A 21659-nucleotide genomic window follows, 5' to 3' on the forward strand; every position below is an offset into this window, starting at 1 on the left:
CCACCGCGACGCCCAGGCCGCCGGCCTCTCCGGTCAACGTGCCTCCGAACCAGAGCGCGATGCCGGGCAACGTCGGGTCGCAGTCCCCGGGGCTCCCCGGCACCAGAACGCCCCCTGTCCCCGCTGGGAACCCGCAGGTCCCTGTCAGGCCTCAATCCGCGCCTCCCGGTGGCGGCATGCCACAGGGCGCCACGACGCGCCCCAACACGCCGACCCCGGGCCTCGGCAATACCGCCACCCCGCCTCAGGCCCCCCAGACACCGGTCAGGCCTCAATCCGCGCCTTCCGGCGGCGGCATGCCACAGGGCGCCACGACGCGCCCCAACACGCCGACCCCGGGCCTCGGCAATACCGCCACCCCGCCTCAGGCCCCCCAGACACCGGTCAGGCCTCAATCCGCGCCTTCCGGCGGCGGCATGCCACAGGGCTCCACGGCACGCCCCAACACGCCGACCCCGGGCCTCGGCAATACCACCACCCCGCCTCAGGCCCCCCAGACACCGGTCAGGCCACAATCCGCGCCTTCCGGCGGCGGCATGCCACAGGGCGCCACGACGCGCCCCAACACGCCGACCCCGGGCCTCGGCAATACCGCCACTCCGCCTCAGGCCCCCCAGACACCGGTCAGGCCTCAATCCGCGCCTTCCGGCGGCGGCATGCCGCAGGGCTCCACGGCACCCGCAAACCCCTCATCACAGCTCCCGGGCAATGGTTCCCAGGGGAACACCAGCGCGACGGCGCAGGGAAGCACGCCGTCCAAGACCGGCGAGCCGTCCCCAAAGGCGCCTCCGAAGGACGCCGCCGCAAAGGACGGCTCTTCAGCGCAGACCTCCCCCAAGCCCGGTGAGACGTCCCCAAAGGCGCCTCCGAAGGACGCCGCCGCAAAGGACGGCTCTTCAGCGCAGACCTCCCCCAAGCCCGGTGAGACGTCCCCAAAGGCGCCTCCGAAGGACGCCGCCGCAAAGGACGGCTCTTCAGCGCAGACTTCCCCCAAGGCCGGCGAGACGTCCCCAAAGGCGCCTCCGAAGGACGCCGCCGCAAAGGACGGCTCTTCAGCGCAGACCTCCCCCAAGCCCGGTGAGACGTCCCCAAAGGCGCCTCCCAAGGACGCCGCCGCAAAGGACGGCTCTTCAGCGCAGACCTCCCCCAAGGCCGGCGAGACCGGCGGGAAGAGCACCCCCACGCAAAAGCCCGCTCCCGCCGCGCAGGGCACGTCCACCAGCCCCTCGGCTCCGAAGTCACCGCCCGCGGGGCAGGGCTCCCGGCAGCCGGGGGGCGGTCGACCGGGAGCGCAGCCGGGAAGCTCGTCCACCACGACGGCCCCGCCGCAGGACGGCGGGGTGACGTGGATCGCGGACAAGTCCGTCACGAAGAGCGAGTGGCGGACTTCCACCGGCAGAGGAATGCGCAAGAAGGCGAAGCGCGCCATCCCGAAGATCACCGACCAGCTGACCCAAGGCGGCTTCCCCACCCACCCCGCGGACGCGAAGAAGCAGATCGGGAGGCGCTTCCCCAAGGGAAAGCTGTTCAGCGATGCCGAGTGGAACGCCTTCAAGGAGCTCTCCTCGACCCCGGAGGGACAGACATGGCTCAACGCCTCGGGCATGCTCACGCACGCTCAGGTCGAGCAGTACCTGTCGGATGACAACGCCGAGAAGTTCCGCGGCTTCCACCTGCTCCACAAGCCGAGCAAGGTCGTCCTGGCGAGCTACGTCTCGCGCCAGACGAAAGGCGGCGATGACGGCAAGCGCTTCGAGGGCACGCCTCCAGCGGCGGTGGCCCTGTCCATGGAGGCGAGGCACACGACCGACCCGGTGAGGAGGGACGAGCTCAAGAAGCAGATCGACCAGCTCATCGCCAACGAGTGGGCCAAGACGCTCGAGCACACCGAGCCCAACGACGACGCGATCAAGGCCATGGACGACGGCGCCGTGCTGGCGCCGAGGACGCTCAAGGATAGCTTGACGCGCGCAGACATCGAGTCGCTCCCGACGGACGAGGCCCTCGAGCGGCACCGGCAGTCGATCGAGGTGCTCAAGAACATCTTCCACCTGCTCCAGGCCGGCGCCGAGATCTACGACGCCGGCTCGAAGAGCCATGTCCCGCTCCAGGGCGCGCCGGTCGCCAAGCTCCTTTCGCACGGCGGCCGCGTCAACGTCCAGATCCCCGCCGGCACCGCGCCGTACGCGCTCACGGAGCACCTCGGCATCACCGACAGCAACGGCAAACCCAGGGCCGGCGTGTTCAAGCGCGACTTCGGGACGCACCACGTCTCGTTCCGCAAGGGGAAGCTCAAGGAGCAAGGCGGGCAGTACGCCGCGATCCGGTCGAAGCTGGACGACACAGAGCTCTACGGCATCAACCTCGCCATCGGCGGGTTCGGCCTCAAGGACTTCAACGGCGATATCATCCTGAACGACGGCGCTCACGGCCACGTGTTCATCGGCTACCGCCCGCCCAAGGCAGATCGGCCGGGGGGGCTCCAGATCGGCATCGAGACCACCGGCCCCGGCGCGCCCAGCACCGTCGGCTACGTCCACAACTGGCGCTCCACCGAGAAGACAGCCAACCCCATCTCCAGCGTCGGCGGCCTCAAGCAGGACAAGATCGGCGACGAGAAGGGCAAGAACGCCCGCACCGTCGACCTGCGCAAGTTCGGGGACGACTGGAAAGGACCCCTCAAGGACCGAGCGGATCAGTTCGCGCACGACGTAAAGGAAAACCCGACAGAGGCGATCAAGAATCTCGTCGGCCCGCGCGACATCTCGCCGCTGGACACCCACGATACAGCGCCGCTCGCCACCGACGAGCCGTCCGATGGATCGTCGGACGAATTCGCCGATGAGTCGTCCGATGGATCGTCGGACGAGTCGGACGACGCGTCGGTTCGATCCGAGCGACATTCGCGGGGCGGCGATCGCCGCGATCCGCCGGGTGACGCCGCGGCCGGCCCGAAGCGAGGCGCCCAGGATCCCGGGCAGAGCGGCTCGGATCAGCGGCCGCGAGGCGCCGAGCAAGCCCCCAGGGGCAACGAGCCCCTCGAGACGCCCGGCGACGCGCCGGAGCAGATGACGGCCAAGACACAAGAGTCCTCGAGTCCTCGCCCGGAAGCTGGAACGACGCAAAGCGCTCCAGGAAACGCGCCGGAGAGCCCCGGCCCGCGCCTGCCAGAGACGACATCGCGGCTGCCCGCGCGGGACTCCGGGAGCCCGGCCGCGGCCATCACCACCGGGATGAAGGCGCCGGCCGGGCTGTCCGCGGCCAGCGAACAGGGCTCCGCCGCGCCTTCCCCGACCCCGAGCCCGGGGACTCTGCCGTCGCTCGAGGACAGCAGCGTCGAGGAGGACATCGAGAACACCTCCGATCTCTTCGTGATCGCGCTCCCCGACAACTACGTGCATGACTCGATGGTGACGTTCGATCCGACGAACGTGCCGCGCCCCCTCGCGAGCCCCGTGCCATCGCAAGCGGGCATCGACGGGATCCTCGACCGCTGGGGGTTCGACGATCAGGTCTCCTTCAGGCGCGATCTCCCCATCGATGGGCTCACGAAGCCGGGCGAGGACCCGGACATCGGCCCAGGGTCCTTCGAGAGCACCGTCTTCCCGGCCGGCGGCTTCGGAGTGGCCGTCACCTTGCCGCCGGAGCTCGTCGAGCTGCGCGTCGCGCTCGCCATCGCCCATGAGCTCTCTCATGCCAACCAGTACGACGACCTCAACCTCATCGAACTCGAAGGCAGGGAGGCCGACATCGATCGCCTGCCGCCGCTCCAGCGAGATGTGCATCAGACCGCGTTCGAGCGGCAGAAGGCGGCGCTCGAGGTGGTTGGCTACCAGTCAGAGCTCGTCAACCTGGAGCGCTTCAGGCAGTCGCTCAATGACGACGAAGCCAAGGCCTACCACGACGGGCTGCAGGCGATGGAGGACCAGGCGAGGACCCGGCGAGACGAGTTCTTCGATCAGCTCACTCCGCAGCAGCAAGCCATGTTCATCCAGGATGGAGTCGAGGCGGTCCTTGAAGACATCCAGCGTGGCGTCGACGCGAAGTTCTTCGGGAACAATGCGCAGGACGCGGGCGCGCAGGATCAGAGCAGTGACGACGGCGACGAGGACCCCAGCGATGCGGACTCGGACCACGACGACTCCGAGGACCAGGCTGACGACGACTCCGAGGACGAAGGCGAAGACGACTCCGAGGACGAAGGCGAAGACGACTCCGAGGACGAGGACGACGACGACTCCGAGGACGAGGACGACGACGACTCCGAGGACGAGGACGACGACTCCGAAGATGACGACGGCGGAGATCGCTTCACGCCATCTCAACGGCCCCAGTCCGGCCGCGAGGCCCCGTCTCCAGCGCCGCTGACGCCTGAGGGCGGACAGCACGCCCGCGCGCCTCGCGGCGAGTCCCCCGCGACGAGCACCAGAACTGACGGGGACGGCAGCGCTTTCGAACAGCGGTCCGGGAACACGCCCGCGACGGGCCCCGGGAGCCCGACCGCGGCCGTCACCACCGGGATGAAGGCGCCGGCCGGGCTGTCCGCGGCCAGCGCGGAGGGCTCCACCGACGAGGCCCCCCCGCCCTCCAGCGGGAGGAAGCGCACAGTCGAGCAGGCGTACAGCGACGACGAGCAAGACGCCCCGACGAGCACCAAGAAGATGAAGGATGCGGGAGAGCCATCCTCTTCCTCGCAGCAGGCGCCGCCCGCGCCGGTGAGGAGCAGCAACGCCGTCGTGGCCTCCCGGCACATGGACGCGCTCAAACCCTTGATGCGCGACATGTCGAACACGAGCTCTGAAGCGCAGACCATGCGGGGGATCCCCGGCGGAGGCGCCTTCACGAGCAAGCGCGGCAGCGACGGCGAGCTGAGCACGGACCTGCGGCCCGACGAGCTGAAGAGCCTTCGCCAGAAGGTCGACGACTTCTCGCGCGTCGCTCAGGACTTGCTTGAAAAGACCCAGGACCTGCCCGAACAGGACCTGACCGTCTACCGGGTCATCAACGGTCTCGACACCAGCTCGCTGAGGGAGGGCAAGACGCTCGACGAGTTCCTCCCCAGTTCGACGTCATGGACCTCCGATCTGGCCCTGGATCAATGGGTCCAGGACGGCGGGCTCATGATGACGATCAAGACGACGAACCGCTACCCGACGGTGATGTTCTCCTACCCCGACGGGCAGCGGCCCGAGGACACGACCGCCTACAATCAGCCGCAGAAAGAGGTCCTCCTGCCGCCTTCGCGCATGACCATCACCAGGGTCATCGACCGCGAGCACAACGGCAAGCGCTTCCGCGAGGTCGAGGTCGAGCCAAGACCGCTTCGGTCGGACGAGCTCGATGCCGTGTTCGGCAGAGCATCCCGGCGCATCGAGGACAAGCAGAACACCAAGCCGAAGGAGAAGCACTTCGAGTTCGAGGAGCGAGCGGCCATCGCCGAGCAATTCGGCGACACAGTGGCCGACCAGATCCTGGGTCACGTCGGCAAACTCCCCCACTCCGGGGAGATCGTGGTTCAGGACAAGGCGGGCACCTCCTGGCGGATCGTCTCCGCGGACGACATGTTCGGTATCGACCTTCAAGAAAAGAAGGCCACGCCGGCGGACGTCGCCAGCAGCAGCGATGCCACGGTGGCCGGAGCCCCGGCGCCCAGCGGGCTCCACGCGCCCGCCCAGGGCGAGCCGAGCACGCAGCCTTCAAACAACCCGTCTGGGGACGGCCCGTCCGTGTCCCCGGATATGACGGCTGGCCCCAATCCCACAGCCACGCCCCAGGCCGGCGAGACCGCCGCAAACAAGGCTCCGCCGCAAACGGTCGGAGCCGATCCGGGCGCCACGGACCAGGGGGCCACCACCGACGGCAAGACCTCGATCGATGCGGCGCTCAAGGAGTTGAGCGACAAGAGCGCCCAGTGGTCTCATCCGGCCAGCAACGCAGACAAGGACCAGGCCAGCAAGCTCCTCGGCGACCTCATGCGCTCGCAGGGCGTGGATGACTCGCTCGTCAAGCGGCTCGACGAGCTCATCAAAAACCCCGGCTCCCTCTCCCAGTCCGAGTTCACCATCTGCGCGCTCAACAGCGCGCTCTACTCGCTCCTCACCTCCGACCTGGGCGGGTTCGCCCGCGTTGTCGCGGCCGAGTTCACTGGCAAGCTCCTCGATCCCCAGGGAAACCTGCTCGCCGACTTCTCGCTCCCCGCGCAGGGCGACAACGGCGCTGCCACGAGCGCGCCCGTCGACGATCCCATCCACCGCGTCATCCGCGGCCAGCTCCCGGCGCAGAACGCCGGGATCAACAACAAGCTGCTCCTCAACGGCGTCAAGAAGGCCAAGGCCGGGGCCGACGACCTCGCGCGCCAGGGCAGCGCCCTCTCCGACAAGCACGTCCTCGATTACCTCCTCGCCCGCGGCATGGGCAAAATGCTCAGCAAGCTCGCCCCGGAGCAGTACAAGACCGACGCCGACAAAGCCGCCGGCGTCGTCCCTGGCTACCTCGTCAAGGCGGCCGACAGGTCCGAGGACGCCACCGGCCCGTCCAAGAAGCACGGCGACCTGCTGCTGTCGGCCAACTCGCTGGTGACCCTCTTCAACAACATCCTCGGCGGCAACGCCCAGACCATGGTCGCCGGGGACAACTACGACGTGGACCGCGTCAACGACGTGCTCGCGAGACCCGACCAGGCTCCCTTCGCCCTGGCCACCTTCCTGGACGGCGACGGACTCGCCGAGCGCGCGGTGGCGCTCGCCAAGGATCCCACCAGGTCCACGCCCTTCGACAAGCCCGTCTCGAGCAACGCCTCGAATCCGCACCAGATCGTGATCAACGGCAAGATCACGGACAATGGCACCCACTACACCGTGCCCGTCTATTCCTGGGGGCGGACCTTCTCCATCGACGTGAAGAAGGACGTCATGCCGCAGCTCTTCACCGCCGTCACCTACGGCTCGTTCGGCACGGCGCAAGGGCAGATACCGACGCCGGCCACATCCAGTACAGCCCAGGCCACGACCGTCACTGGAATGCAGGCCGACGAGGCCCCCCCGCCCTCCAGCGGGAGGAAGCGCACAGTCGAGCAGGCATACAGCGACGACGAGCAAGACGCCCCGACGAGCACCAAGAAGGCGAAGGATGCGGGAGAGCCATCCTCTTCGTCGCCCGCGCCGGTGAGGAGCGGCAACGCCGTCGTGGCCTCCCGGCACATCAACGCGCTCAAACCCTTGATGCGCGACATGTCGAACACGAGCTCTAAAGCGCAGACCATGCGGGGGATCCCCGGCGGAGGCGCCTTCACGAGCAAGCGCGGCAGCGACGGCGAGCTGAGCACGGATCTGAGCCCCGACGAGCTGAAGAGCCTTCGCCAGAAGGTCGACGACTTCTCGCGCGTCGCTCAGGACTTGCTTGAAAAGACCCAGAACCTGCCCGAAGAGAACTTGACCGTCTACCGGGTCATCAACGGTCTCGACACCAGCTCGCTGAGGGAGGGCAACACGCTCGACGAGTTCCTCCCCAGTTCGACGTCATGGACCTCCGACCTGGCCCTGGATCAATGGGTCCAGGACGGCGGGCTCATGATGACGATCAAGACGACGAACCGCTACCCGACGGTGATGTTCTCCTACCCCGACGGGCAGCGGCCCGAGGACACGACCGCCTACAACCAGGAGCAGAAAGAGGTCCTCCTGCCGCCTTCGCGCATGACCATCACCCGGGTCATCGACCGCGAGCACAACGGCAAGCGCTTCCGCGAGGTCGAGGTCGAGCCAAGACCGCTTCGGTCGGACGAGCTCGATGCCGTGTTCGGCAGAGCATCCCGGCGCATCGAGGACAAGCAGAACACCAAGCCGAAGGAGAAGCACTTCGACTTCGATACGGACGAGCAACGAGCGGCCATCGCGGAGCAATTCGGCGATACCGTGGCCGACCAGATCCTGGGTCACGTCGGCAAACTCCCCCACTCCGGGGAGATCGTGGTTCGCGACAAGCAGGGCACCCCCTGGCGGATCGTCTCCGCGGACGACATGTTCGGTATCGACCTTCAGGAGAAGAAGGCGACACCGGCGGACGTCGCCAGCAGCAGCGACGCGATGGTGACCGGAGCCCCGGCGCCCCGCGGGCTCCACGCGCCCGCCCAGGTCGAGCCGGGCACGCAGCCTTCAAACAACTCCGGAATGCAGCCCGACGAGACGCCCGCGCCCTCCAGCGGGAGGAAGCGCACAGTCGAGCAGGCGTACAGCGACGACGAGCAGGGCGCCCCGACGAGCACCAAGAAGGTGAAGGATGCGAGGGAGCCATCCTCTTCGTCGCAGCAGACGTCGCCCGCGCCGGCGAGGAGCGGCAACGCCGTCCTGGCATCCCGACACATCAACGCGCTCAAACCCTTGATGCGCGACATGTCGAACACGAGCTCTGAAGCGCAGACCATGCGGGGGATCCCCGGCGGAGGCGCGTTCACGAGCAAGCGCGGCACCGACGGAGAGCTGAGCACGGATCTGCGCCCGGACGAGTTGAAGAGCCTTCGCCAGAAGGTCGACGACTTCTCGCGCGTCGCGCAGAACCTGCTTGAAAAGACCCAGGACCTGCCCGAACAGGACCTGACCGTCTACCGGGTCATCAACGGTCTCGACACCAGCTCGCTGAGGGAGGGAGACACGCTCGACGACATCCTCCCGAACTCGACGTCATGGACCTCCGATCTGGCCCTGGATCAATGGGTTCAGGACGGCGGGCTCGTCATGACGATCAAGACGACGAACCGCTACCCGACGGTGATGTTCTCCTACCCCGATGGGCAGCGGCCCGAGGACACGACCGCCTACAATCAGGAGCAGAAAGAGGTCCTCCTGCCGCCTTCGCGCATGACCATCACCCGGGTCATCGACCGCGAGCACAACGGCAAGCGCTTCCGCGAGGTCGAGGTCGAGCCAAGACCGCTTCAGCCGCGCGACCTCGACGCCGTGTTCGACAGAGCATCCCGGCGCATCGAGGAGAAGCAGAACGCGAAGCCGAAGGACGTGCACTTCGAGTTCGAGGAGCGAGCGGCCATCGCCGAGCAATTCGGCGACGCCGTGGCCGACGAGATCCTCGGCTACGTCGGCAAACTCCCCCACTCCGGGGAGATCGTGGTTCGCGACAAGCAAGGCACCCCCTGGCGGATCGTCTCCGCGGACGACATGTTCGGTATCGACCTTCAGGAGAAAAAGGCCACGCCGGCCGACGTCGCTGGGGGCAGCGCCGCGATGGTGACCGGGGCCCGAGCGCCCCGCGGGCTCCACGCGCCCGCCCAGGGCGAGCCGAGTACGCAGCCTTCGAACAACCCCGGAATGCTGCCCGAGGATGCCCCCGCGCCCTCCAGCGGGAGGAAGCGCACAGTCGAGCAGGCGTACAGCGACGACGAGCAAGACGCCCCGACGAGCACCAAGAAGGTGAAGGATGCGGGAGAGCCATCCTCTTCCTCGCAGCAGGCGCCGCCCGCGCCGACGAGGAGCAGCAACGCCGTAATGGCATCCCGGCACATGGACGCGCTCAAACCCTTGATGCGCGACATGTCGAACACGAGCCCGGAAGCGCGGACCATGCGGGGGATCCCTGGCGGAGGCGCCTTCACGAGCAAGCGCGGCACTGACGGAGAGCTGAGCACGGATCTGCGCCCGGACGAGCTGAAGAGCCTCCGCCAGAAGGTCGACGACTTCTCGCGCGTCGCTCAGGACCTGCTTGAAAAGACCCAGGACCTGCCCGAACAGGACCTGACCGTCTACAGGGTCATCAACGATCTCGACACGAGCTCGTTGAGGATGGGCGACACGCTCGACGAGTTCCTCCCCAGTTCGACGTCATGGACCTCCGACCTGGCCCTGGATCAATGGGTCAAGGACGGCGGGCTCGTCATGACGATCAAGACGTCGAACCGCTACCCGACGGTGATGTTCTCCTACCCCGACGGGCAGCGGCCCGAGGACACGACCGCCTACAATCAGGCGCAGAAAGAAGTCCTCCTGGTGCCTTCGCGCATGACCATCACCCGGGTCATCGACCGCGAGCACAAGGGCAAGCGCTTCCGCGAGGTCCAGGTCGAGCCAAGACCGCTTCAGCCGGACGAGCTTGACGCCGTGTTCGACAGAGCATCCCGGCGCATCGAAGAGAAGCAGAACACGAAGCCGAAGGACGTGCACTTCGAGTTCGAGGAGCGAGCGGCCATCGCCGAGCAATTCGGCGACGCAGTGGCCGACGAGATCCTGGGTCACGTCGGCAAACTCCCCCACTCCGGGGAGATCGTGGTTCAGGACAAGGAGGGCACCCCCTGGCGGATCGTCTCCGCGGACGACCTGTTCGGTATCGACCTCCAGGAGAAGAAGGCCACGCCGGCGGACGTCGCCAGCAGCAGCGACGCGATGGTGACCGGGGCCCGAGCGCCCCGCGGACTCCACGCGCCCGCCCAGGGCGAGCCGACTGCGCAGCCTTCAAACAACCCCGGAATGCTGCCCGAGGATGCCCCCCCGCCCTCCAGCGGGAGGAAGCGCACTGTCGAGCAGGCGTACAGCGACGACGAGCACGACGCCCCGACGAGCACCAAGAAGGCGAAGGATGCGGGGGAGCCATCCTCTTCATCGCCCGCGCCGACGAGGAGCGGCAACGCCGTCGTGGCCTCCCGGCACATCAACGCGCTCCATGACCTGATGCGCGACATGTCGAACATGAGCCCGGAAGCGCTGACCATGCGGGGGATCCCCGGCGGAGGCGCCTTCACGAGCAAGCGCGGCACAGACGGAGAGCTGAGCGCGGATCTGAGCCCCGACGAGCTGGACAGCCTTCGCCAGAAGGTCGACGACTTCTCGCGCGTCGCGCAGGATCTGCTTGAAAAGACACAGGACCTGCCCGAACAGGACCTGACCGTCTACAGGGTCATCAACGATCTCGACACGAGCTCGTTGAGGATGGGCGACACGATCGACGAGTTCCTCCCCAGTTCGACGTCATGGACCTCCGACCTGGCCCTGGATCAATGGGTCCAGGACGGCGGGCTCGTCATGACGATCAAGACGTCGAACCGCTACCCGACGGTGATGTTCTCCTACCCCGACGGGCAGCGGCCCGAGGACACGACCGCCTACAATCAGGCGCAGAAAGAAGTCCTCCTGGTGCCTTCGCGCATGACCATCACCCGGGTCATCGACCGCGAGCACAAGGGCAAGCGCTTCCGCGAGGTCCAGGTCGAGCCAAGACCGCTTCGGTCGGACGAGCTCGACGCCGTGTTTGACAGAGCATCCCGGCGCATCGAGGAGAAGCAGAACACCAAGCCGAAGGACGTGCACTTCGAGTTCGAGGAGCGAGCGGCCATCGCCGAGCAATTCGGCGACACAGTGGCCGACCAGATCCTGGGTCACGTCGGCAAACTCCCCCACTCCGGGGAGATCGTGGTTCAGGACAAGGCGGGCACCTCCTGGCGGATCGTCTCCGCGGACGACATGTTCGGTATCGACCTTCAAGAAAAGAAGGCCACGCCGGCGGACGTCGCCAGCAGCAGCGATGCCACGGTGGCCGGAGCCCCGGCGCCCAGCGGGCTCCACGCGCCCGCCCAGGACGAGCCGACTGCGCAGCCTTCAAACAACCCGTCTGGGAGCGGCCCGTCCGTGTCCCCGGATATGACGGCTGGCCCCAATCCCACAACCACGCCCCAGGCCGGCGAGACCGCCGGTGAGACCTCCGCAAACAAGGCTCCACCGCAAACGGTCGGAGCCGCTCCGAGCGCCACGAGCCAGGGTGCCACCACCGGCGGCCTCTCGATCGATGCGGCGCTCAAGGAGTTGAGCGACAAGAGCGCCCAGTGGTCTCATCCGGCCAGCAACGCAGACAAGGACCAGGCCAGCAAGCTCCTGGGCGACCTCATGCGCTCGCAGGGCGTGGATGACTCGCTCGTCAAGCGGCTCGACGAGCTCATCAAAAACCCCGGCTCCCTCTCCCAGTCCGAGTTCACCATCTGCGCGCTCAACAGCGCGCTCTACTCGCTCCTCACCTCCGACCTGGGCGGGTTCGCCCGCGTTGTCGCGGCCGAGTTCACTGGCAAGCTCCTCGATCCCCAGGGAAACCTGCTCGCCGACTTCTCGCTCCCCGCGCAGGGCAACAACGGCGCTGCCACGAGCGCGCCCGTCGACGATCCCATCCACCGCGTCATCCGCGGCCAGCTCCCGGCGCAGAACGCCGGGATCAACAACAAGCTGCTCCTCAACGGCGTCAAGAAGGCCAAGGCCGGGGCCGACGACCTCGCGCGCCAGGGCAGCGCCCTCTCCGACAAGCACGTCCTCGATTACCTCCTCGCCCGCGGCATGGGCAAGATGCTCAGCAAGCTCGCCCCGGAGCAGTACAAGACCGACGCCGACAAAGCCGCCGGCGTCGTCCCTGGCTACCTCGTCAAGGCGGCCGACAGGTCCGAGGACGCCACAGGCCCGTCCAAGAAGCACGGCGACCTGCTGCTGTCGGCCAACTCGCTGGTGACCCTCTTCAACAACATCCTCGGCGGCAACGCCCAGACCATGGTCGCCGGGGACAACTACGACGTGGACCGCGTCAACGACGTGCTCGCGAGACCCGACCAGGCTCCCTTCGCCCTGGCCACCTTCCTGGACGGCGACGGACTCGCCGAGCGCGCGGTGGCGCTCGCCAAGGATCCCACCAGGTCCACGCCCTTCGACAAGCCCGTCTCGAGCAACGCCTCGAATCCGCACCAGATCGTGATCAACGGCAAGATCACGGACAATGGCACCCACTACACCGTGCCCGTCTATTCCTGGGGGCGGACCTTCTCCATCGACGTGAAGAAGGACGTCATGCCGCAGCTCTTCACCGCCGTCACCTACGGCTCGTTCGGCACGGCGCAAGGGCAGATACCGACGCCGGCCACATCCAGTACAGCCCAGGCCACGACCGTCACTGGAATGCAGGCCGACGAGGCCCCCCCGCCCTCCAGCGGGAGGAAGCGCACAGTCGAGCAGGCATACAGCGACGACGAGCAAGACGCCCCGACGAGCACCAAGAAGATGAAGGATGCGGGAGACCCATCCTCTTCCTCGCAGCAGGCGCCGCCCGCGCCGGTGAGGAGCGGCAACGCCGTCGTGGCCTCCCGGCACATCAACGCGCTCAAACCCTTGATGCGCGACATGTCGAACACGAGCTCTAAAGCGCAGACCATGCGGGGGATCCCCGGCGGAGGCGCCTTCACGAGCAAGCGCGGCACCGACGGAGAGCTGAGCACGAATCTGAGCCCCGACGAGCTGAAGAGCCTTCGCCAGAAGGTCGACGACTTCTCGGGCGTCGCTCAGGACTTGCTTGAAAAGACCCAGAACCTGCCCGAAGAGAACTTGACCGTCTACCGGGTCATCAACGGTCTCGACACCAGCTCACTGAGGGAGGGCAACACGCTCGACGAGTTCCTCCCCAGTTCGACGTCATGGACCTCCGACCTGGCCCTGGATCAATGGGTCCAGGACGGCGGGCTCATGATGACGATCAAGACGACGAACCGCTACCCGACGGTGATGTTCTCCTACCCCGACGGGCAGCGGCCCGAGGACACGACCGCCTACAATCAGCCGCAGAAAGAGGTCCTCCTGCCGCCTTCGCGCATGACCATCACCAGGGTCATCGACCGCGAGCACAACGGCAAGCGCTTCCGCGAGGTCGAGGTCGAGCCAAGACCGCTTCGGTCGGACGAGCTCGATGCCGTGTTCGGCAGAGCATCCCGGCGCATCGAGGACAAGCAGAACACCAAGCCGAAGGAGAAGCACTTCGACTTCGATACGGACGAGCAACGAGCGGCCATCGCGGAGCAATTCGGCGATACCGTGGCCGACCAGATCCTGGGTCACGTCGGCAAACTCCCCCACTCCGGGGAGATCGTGGTTCGCGACAAGCAGGGCACCCCCTGGCGGATCGTCTCCGCGGACGACATGTTCGGTATCGACCTTCAGGAGAAGAAGGCCACGCCGGCGGACGTCGCCAGCAGCAGCGACGCGATGGTGACCGGAGCCCCGGCGCCCCGCGGGCTCCACGCGCCCGCCCAGGTCGAGCCGGGCACGCAGCCTTCAAACAACTCCGGAATGCAGCCCGACGAGACGCCCGCGCCCTCCAGCGGGAGGAAGCGGACAGTCGAGCAGGCGTACAGCGACGACGAGCAAGACGCCCCGACGAGCACCAAGAAGGCGAAGGATGCGGGGGAGCCATCCTCTTCCTCGCAGCAGGCGCCGCCCGCGCCGGCGAGGAGCGGCAACGCCGTCGTGGCGTCCCGGCACATCAACGCGCTCAAACCCTTGATGCGCGACATGTCGAACACGAGCTCTGAAGCGCAGACCATGCGGGGGATCCCCGGCGGAGGCGCCTTCACGAGCAAGCGCGGCACAGACGGCGACCTGAGCACGAACCTGCGCCCGGACGAGCTGAAGAGCCTTCGCCAGAAGGTCGATGACTTCTCGCGCGTCGCTCAGAACCTGCTTGAAAAGACCCAGGACCTGCCCGAACAGGACCTGACCGTCTACAGGGTCATCAACGGTCTCGATACGAGCTCGCTGAGGGAGGGCGACACGCTCGACGAGTTCCTCCCCAATTCGACGTCATGGACCTCCGATCTGGCCCTGGATCAATGGGTCCAGGACGGCGGGCTCATGATGACGATCAAGACGACGAACCGCTACCCGACGGTGATGTTCTCCTATCCCGACGGGCAGCGGCCCGAGGACACGACCGCCTACAACCAGGAGCAGAAAGAGGTGCTCCTGCCGCCTTCGCGCATGACCATCACCCGGGTCATCGACCGCGAGCACAACGGCAAGCGCTTCCGCGAGGTCGAGGTCGAGCCAAGACCGCTTCAGCCGCGCGACCTCGACGCCGTGTTCGACAGAGCATCCCGGCGCATCGAGGAGAAGCAGAACGCGAAGCCGAAGGACGTGCACTTCGAGTTCGAGGAGCGAGCGGCCATCGCCGAGCAATTCGGCGACGCCGTGGCCGACGAGATCCTAGGCTACGTCGACAAACTCCCCCACTCCGGGGAGATCGTGGTTCGCGACAAGCAGGGCACCCCCTGGCGGATCGTCTCTGCGGACGACATGTTCGGTATCGACCTTCAGGAGAAGAAGGCCACGCCGGCCGACGTCGCTGGGGGCAGCGCCGCGATGGTGACCGGGGCCCGGGCCCCCCGCGGGCTCCACGCGCCCGCCCAGGTCGAGCCGGGCACGCAGCCTTCAAACAACCCCGGGATGCTGCCCGAGGATGCCCCCGCGCCCTCCAGCGGGAGGAAGCGCACAGTCGAGCAGGCGTACAGCGACGACGAGCAGGGCGCCCCGACGAGCACCAAGAAGGTGAAGGATGCGAGGGAGCCATCCTCTTCCTCGCAGCAGGCGCCGCCCGCGCCGGCGAGGAGCGGCAACGCCGTCGTGGCGTCCCGGCACATCAACGCGCTCAAACCCTTGATGCGCGACATGTCGAACACGAGCTCTGAAGCGCAGACCATGCGGGGGATCCCCGGCGGAGGCGCGTTCACGAGCAAGCGCGGCACCGACGGAGAGCTGAGCACGGATCTGCGCCCGGACGAGTTGAAGAGCCTTCGCCAGAAGGTCGACGACTTCTCGCGCGTCGCGCAGAACCTGCTTGAAAAGACCCAGGACCTGCCCGAACAGGACCTGACCGTCTACCGGGTCATCAACGGTCTCGACACCAGCTCGCTGAGGGAGGGAGACACGCTCGACGACATCCTCCCGAACTCGACGTCATGGACCTCCGATCTGGCCCTGGATCAATGGGTTCAGGACGGCGGGCTCGTCATGACGATCAAGACGACGAACCGCTACCCGACGGTGATGTTCTCCTACCCCGATGGGCAGCGGCCCGAGGACACGACCGCCTACAACCAGGAGCAGAAAGAGGTGCTCCTGCCGCCTTCGCGCATGACCATCACCCGGGTCATCGACCGCGAGCACAACGGTAAGCGTTTCCGCGAGGTCGAGGTCGAGCCAAGACCGCTTCAACCGCGCGACCTCGACGCCGTGTTCGACAGAGCATCCCGGCGCATCGAGGAGAAGCAGAACGCGAAGCCGAAGGACGTACACTTCGACATCGACACGGACGAGCAACGAGCGGCCATCGCCGAGCAATTCGGCGACGCAGTGGCCGACGAGATCCTCGGCTACGTCGGCAAACTCCCCCACTCCGGGGAGATCGTGGTTCGCGACAAGCAGGGCACCCCCTGGCGGCTCGTCTCCGCGGACGACCTGTTCGGCATCGACCTTCAGGAGAAGAAGGCCACGCCGGCCGACGTCGCTGGGGGCAGCGCCGCGATGGTGACCGGGGCCCGGGCCCCCCGCGGGCTCCACGCGCCCGCCCAGGTCGAGCCGGGCACGCAGCCTTCAAACAACCCTGGGATGCTGCCCGAGGATGCCCCCGCGCCTTCCAGCGGGAGGAAGCGCACAGTCGAGCAGGCGTACAGCGACGACGAGCAAGACGCCCCGACGAGCACCAAGAAGATGAAGGATGCGAGGGAGCCATCCTCTTCCTCGCAGCAGGCGCCGCCCGCGCCGGCGAGGAGCGGCAACGCCGTCGTGGCGTCCCGGCACATCAACGCGCTCAAACCCTTGATGCGCGACATGTCGAACACGAGCTCTGAAGCGCAGACCATGCGGGGGATCCCCGGCGGAGGCGCCTTCACGAGCAAGCGCGGCACAGACGGCGACCTGAGCACGAACCTGCGCCCGGACGAGCTGAAGAGCCTTCGCCAGAAGGTCGATGACTTCTCGCGCGTCGCTCAGAACCTGCTTGAAAAGACCCAGGACCTGCCCGAAGAGGACCTGACCGTCTACAGGGTCATCAACGGTCTCGATACGAGCTCGCTGAGGGAGGGCGACACGCTCGACGAGTTCCTCCCCAATTCGACGTCATGGACCTCCGATCTGGCCCTGGATCAATGGGTCCAGGACGGCGGGCTCATGATGACGATCAAGACGACGAACCGCTACCCGACGGTGATGTTCTCCTATCCCGACGGGCAGCGGCCCGAGGACACGACCGCCTACAACCAGGAGCAGAAAGAGGTGCTCCTGCCGCCTTCGCGCATGACCATCACCCGGGTCATCGACCGCGAGCACAACGGCAAGCGCTTCCGCGAGGTCGAGGTCGAGCCAAGACCGCTTCAGCCGCGCGACCTCGACGCCGTGTTCGACAGAGCATCCCGGCGCATCGAGGAGAAGCAGAACGCGAAGCCGAAGGACGTACACTTCGACATCGACACGGACGAGCAACGAGCGGCCATCGCTGAGCAATTCGGCGACGCAGTGGCCGACGAGATCCTTGGTCACGTCGGCAAACTCCCCCACTCCGGGGAGATCGTGGTTCAGGACAAGGAGGGCACCCCCTGGCGGATCGTCTCCGCGGACGACCTGTTCGGTATCGACCTCCAGGAGAAGAAGGCCACGCCGGCGGACGTCGCCAGCAGCAGCGACGCGATGGTGACCGGGGCCCGAGCGCCCCGCGGACTCCACGCGCCCGCCCAGGGCGAGCCGACTGCGCAGCCTTCAAACAACCCCGGAATGCTGCCCGAGGATGCCCCCCCGCCCTCCAGCGGGAGGAAGCGCACTGTCGAGCAGGCGTACAGCGACGACGAGCACGACGCCCCGACGAGCACCAAGAAGGCGAAGGATGCGGGGGAGCCATCCTCTTCATCGCCCGCGCCGACGAGGAGCGGCAACGCCGTCGTGGCCTCCCGGCACATCAACGCGCTCCATGACCTGATGCGCGACATGTCGAACATGAGCCCGGAAGCGCTGACCATGCGGGGGATCCCTGGCGGAGGCGCCTTCACGAGCAAGCGCGGCACTGACGGAGAGCTGAGCACGGATCTGCGCCCGGACGAGCTGAAGAGCCTTCGCCAGAAGGTCGACGACTTCTCGCGCGTCGCTCAGGACCTGCTTGAAAAGACCCAGGACCTGCCCGAACAGGACCTGACCGTCTACAGGGTCATCAACGATCTCGACACGAGCTCGTTGAGGATGGGCGACACGCTCGACGAGTTCCTCCCCAGTTCGACGTCATGGACCTCCGACCTGGCCCTGGATCAATGGGTCAAGGACGGCGGGCTCGTCATGACGATCAAGACGTCGAACCGCTACCCGACGGTGATGTTCTCCTACCCCGACGGGCAGCGGCCCGAGGACACGACCGCTTACAATCAGGCGCAGAAAGAAGTCCTCCTGGTGCCTTCGCGCATGACCATCACCCGGGTCATCGACCGCGAGCACAAGGGCAAGCGCTTCCGCGAGGTCCAGGTCGAGCCAAGACCGCTTCGGTCGGACGAGCTCGACGCCGTGTTTGACAGAGCATCCCGGCGCATCGAGGAGAAGCAGAACACCAAGCCGAAGGACGTGCACTTCGAGTTCGAGGAGCGAGCGGCCATCGCCGAGCAATTCGGCGACGCAGTGGCCGACGAGATCCTTGGTCACGTCGGCAAACTCCCCCACTCCGGGGAGATCGTGGTTCAGGACAAGGAGGGCACCCCCTGGCGGATCGTCTCCGCGGACGACATGTTCGGTATCGACCTTCAAGAAAAGAAGGCGACGCCGGCGGACGTCGCCAGCAGCAGCGATGCTACGGTGGCCGGAGCCCCGGCGCCCAGCGGGCTCCACGCGCCCGCCCAGGGCGAGCCGACTGCGCAGCCTTCAAACAACCCGTCTGGGAGCGGCCCGTCCGTGTCCCCGGATACGACGGCTGGCTCCAATACCACAACCACGCCCCAGGCCGGCGAGATCGCGGGTGAGACCTCCGCGAACAAGGCTCCACCGGAAACGGTCGGAGCCGCTCCGAGCGCCACGAGCCAGGGTGCCACCACCGGCGGCCTCTCGATCGATGCGGCGCTCAAGGAGTTGAGCGACAAGAGCGCCCAGTGGTCTCATCCGGCCAGCAACGCAGACAAGGACCAGGCCAGCAAGCTCCTCGGCGACCTCATGCGCTCGCAGGGCGTGGATGACTCGCTCGTCAAGCGGCTCGACGAGCTCATCAAAAACCCCGGCTCCCTCTCCCAGTCCGAGTTCACCATCTGCGCGCTCAACAGCGCGCTCTACTCGCTCCTCACCTCCGACCTGGGCGGGTTCGCCCGCGTTGTCGCGGCCGAGTTCACTGGCAAGCTCCTCGATCCCCAGGGGAACCTGCTCGCCGACTTCTCGCTCCCCGCGCAGGGCGACAACGGCGCTGCCACGAGCGCGCCCGTCGACGATCCCATCCACCGCGTCATCCGCGGCCAGCTCCCGGCGCAGAACGCCGGGATCAACAACAAGCTGCTCCTCAACGGCGTCAAGAAGGCCAAGGCCGGGGCCGACGACCTCGCGCGCCAGGGCAGCGCCCTCTCCGACAAGCACGTCCTCGATTACCTCCTCGCCCGCGGCATGGGCAAGATGCTCAGCAAGCTCGCCCCGGAGCAGTACAAGACCGACGCCGACAAAGCCGCCGGCGTCGTCCCTGGCTACCTCGTCAAGGCGGCCGACAGGTCCGAGGACGCCACAGGCCCGTCCAAGAAGCACGGCGACCTGCTGCTGTCGGCCAACTCGCTGGTGACCCTCTTCAACAACATCCTCGGCGGCAACGCCCAGACCATGGTCGCCGGGGACAACTACGACGTGGACCGCGTCAACGACGTGCTCGCGAGACCCGACCAGGCTCCCTTCGCCCTGGCCACCTTCCTGGACGGCGACGGACTCGCCGAGCGCGCGGTGGCGCTCGCCAAGGATCCCACCAGGTCCACGCCCTTCGACAAGCCCGTCTCGAGCAACGCCTCGAATCCGCACCAGATCGTGATCAACGGCAAGATCACGGACAATGGCACCCACTACACCGTGCCCGTCTATTCCTGGGGGCGGACCTTCTCCATCGACGTGAAGAAGGACGTCATGCCGCAGCTCTTCACCGCCGTCACCTACGGCTCGTTCGGCACGGCGCAAGGGCAGACACCGACGCCGGCCACATCCAGTACAGCCCAGGCCACGACCGTCACTGGAATGCAGGCCGACGAGGCCCCCCCGCCCTCCAGCGGGAGAAAGCGCACAGTCGAGCAGGCATACAGCGACGACGAGCAAGACGCCCCGACGAGCACCAAGAAGATGAAGGATGCGGGAGAGCCATCCTCTTCGTCGCCCGCGCCGGTGAGGAGCGGCAACGCCGTCGTGGCCTCCCGGCACATGGACGCGCTCAAACCCTTGATGCGCGACATGTCGAACACGAGCTCTAAAGCGCAGACCATGCGGGGGATCCCCGGCGGAGGCGCCTTCACGAGCAAGCGCGGCACAGACGGCGAGCTGAGCACGGATCTGAGCCCCGACGAGCTGAAGAGCCTTCGCCAGAAGGTCGACGACTTCTCGCGCGTCGCTCAGGACTTGCTTGAAAAGACCCAGAACCTGCCCGAAGAGAACTTGACCGTCTACCGGGTCATCAACGGTCTCGACACCAGCTCGCTGAGGGAGGGCAACACGCTCGACGAGTTCCTCCCCAGTTCGACGTCATGGACCTCCGACCTGGCCCTGGATCAATGGGTCCAGGACGGCGGGCTCATGATGACGATCAAGACGACGAACCGCTACCCGACGGTGATGTTCTCCTACCCCGACGGGCAGCGGCCCGAGGACACGACCGCCTACAATCAGCCGCAGAAAGAGGTCCTCCTGCCGCCTTCGCGCATGACCATCACCCGGGTCATCGACCGCGAGCACAACGGCAAGCGCTTCCGCGAGGTCGAGGTCGAGCCAAGACCGCTTCGGTCGGACGAGCTCGATGCCGTGTTCGACAGAGCATCCCGGCGCATCGAGGAGAAGCAGAACACCAAGCCGAAGGAGAAGCACTTCGACTTCGATACGGACGAGCAACGAGCGGCCATCGCGGAGCAATTCGGCGATACCGTGGCCGACCAGATCCTGGGTCACGTCGGCAAACTCCCCCACTCCGGGGAGATCGTGGTTCGCGACAAGCAGGGCACCCCCTGGCGGATCGTTTCCGCGGACGACATGTTCGGTATCGACCTTCAGGAGAAGAAGGCCACGCCGGCGGACGTCGCCAGCAGCAGCGACGCGATGGTGACCGGAGCCCCGGCGCCCAGCGGGCTCCACGCGCTGCCCGCAGCAGGCCCGAGCGCCATCACCAGCGGCTTCAGCCCTGCCGCGAACGTCGACCCGAACAAGCCCGGTGACGACCAGGCCAGCACCCCGGAGGACATGCTGGCAGGGTACAACCCTGCTTCGGACAGCGTCGGCAAGGCAGCCGACCCCCGGCCGCAAACCGTCGAGATCGAGGAAGCGCCGGAGCCGCCGTCGGAGAGCGCACCGGATCCGGAGGCGTCCACCCCGATCGAGCAGGTGACCTGGATCGTCGATAAGGCCCCGCAAGCGAGGCACGCGCCGGCTGCCCTCGACGGCGCCGTGCCCCTCCCCCCGCAAATCGACGCCCTGGTGAGGACGCTTGTCGCGAAGAGCGACGCGTGGTCTTCTCCGCGCACGCAGGCGGACAAGCGGGAGGCCATCGCGCTCGTCACCGAGCTCCTGCAGCAGCTCGGCATGGACGCGAAGGTCGTCGACAGGGGCGAGCAGGGCAAAGACGGGCCCGACGACGAGCACTCGGCCTGCACGTGCGTCCGCTAGGACCCGGCC

2 protein-coding genes are annotated in these 21659 nt (G+C 67.1%); one reads left to right on the forward strand and one right to left on the reverse strand.

What is annotated here, in order from left to right:
* Positions 1–631 precede the first annotated feature (631 nt).
* Positions 632–1183: a hypothetical protein gene (locus WMF42_RS35350; RefSeq protein ID WP_437687441.1), complete on the reverse strand. Its 552-nt coding sequence runs from the start codon at positions 1181–1183 to the stop codon at positions 632–634.
* A 157-nt stretch (positions 1184–1340) separates the two neighbouring features.
* Here WMF42_RS35350 and WMF42_RS35355 point away from each other — a divergent pair, with 157 nt between their 5' ends.
* Positions 1341–21650 (forward strand): hypothetical protein, encoded by a 20310-nt coding sequence (locus tag WMF42_RS35355; RefSeq protein WP_437687443.1) that lies wholly within the window; start codon positions 1341–1343, stop codon positions 21648–21650.
* Positions 21651–21659: the final 9 nt, after the last annotated feature.

The organism is Sorangium sp. So ce176, assembly GCF_051519835.1.
Taxonomy (GTDB): Bacteria; Myxococcota_A; Polyangia; order Polyangiales; family Polyangiaceae; genus Sorangium; species Sorangium cellulosum_G.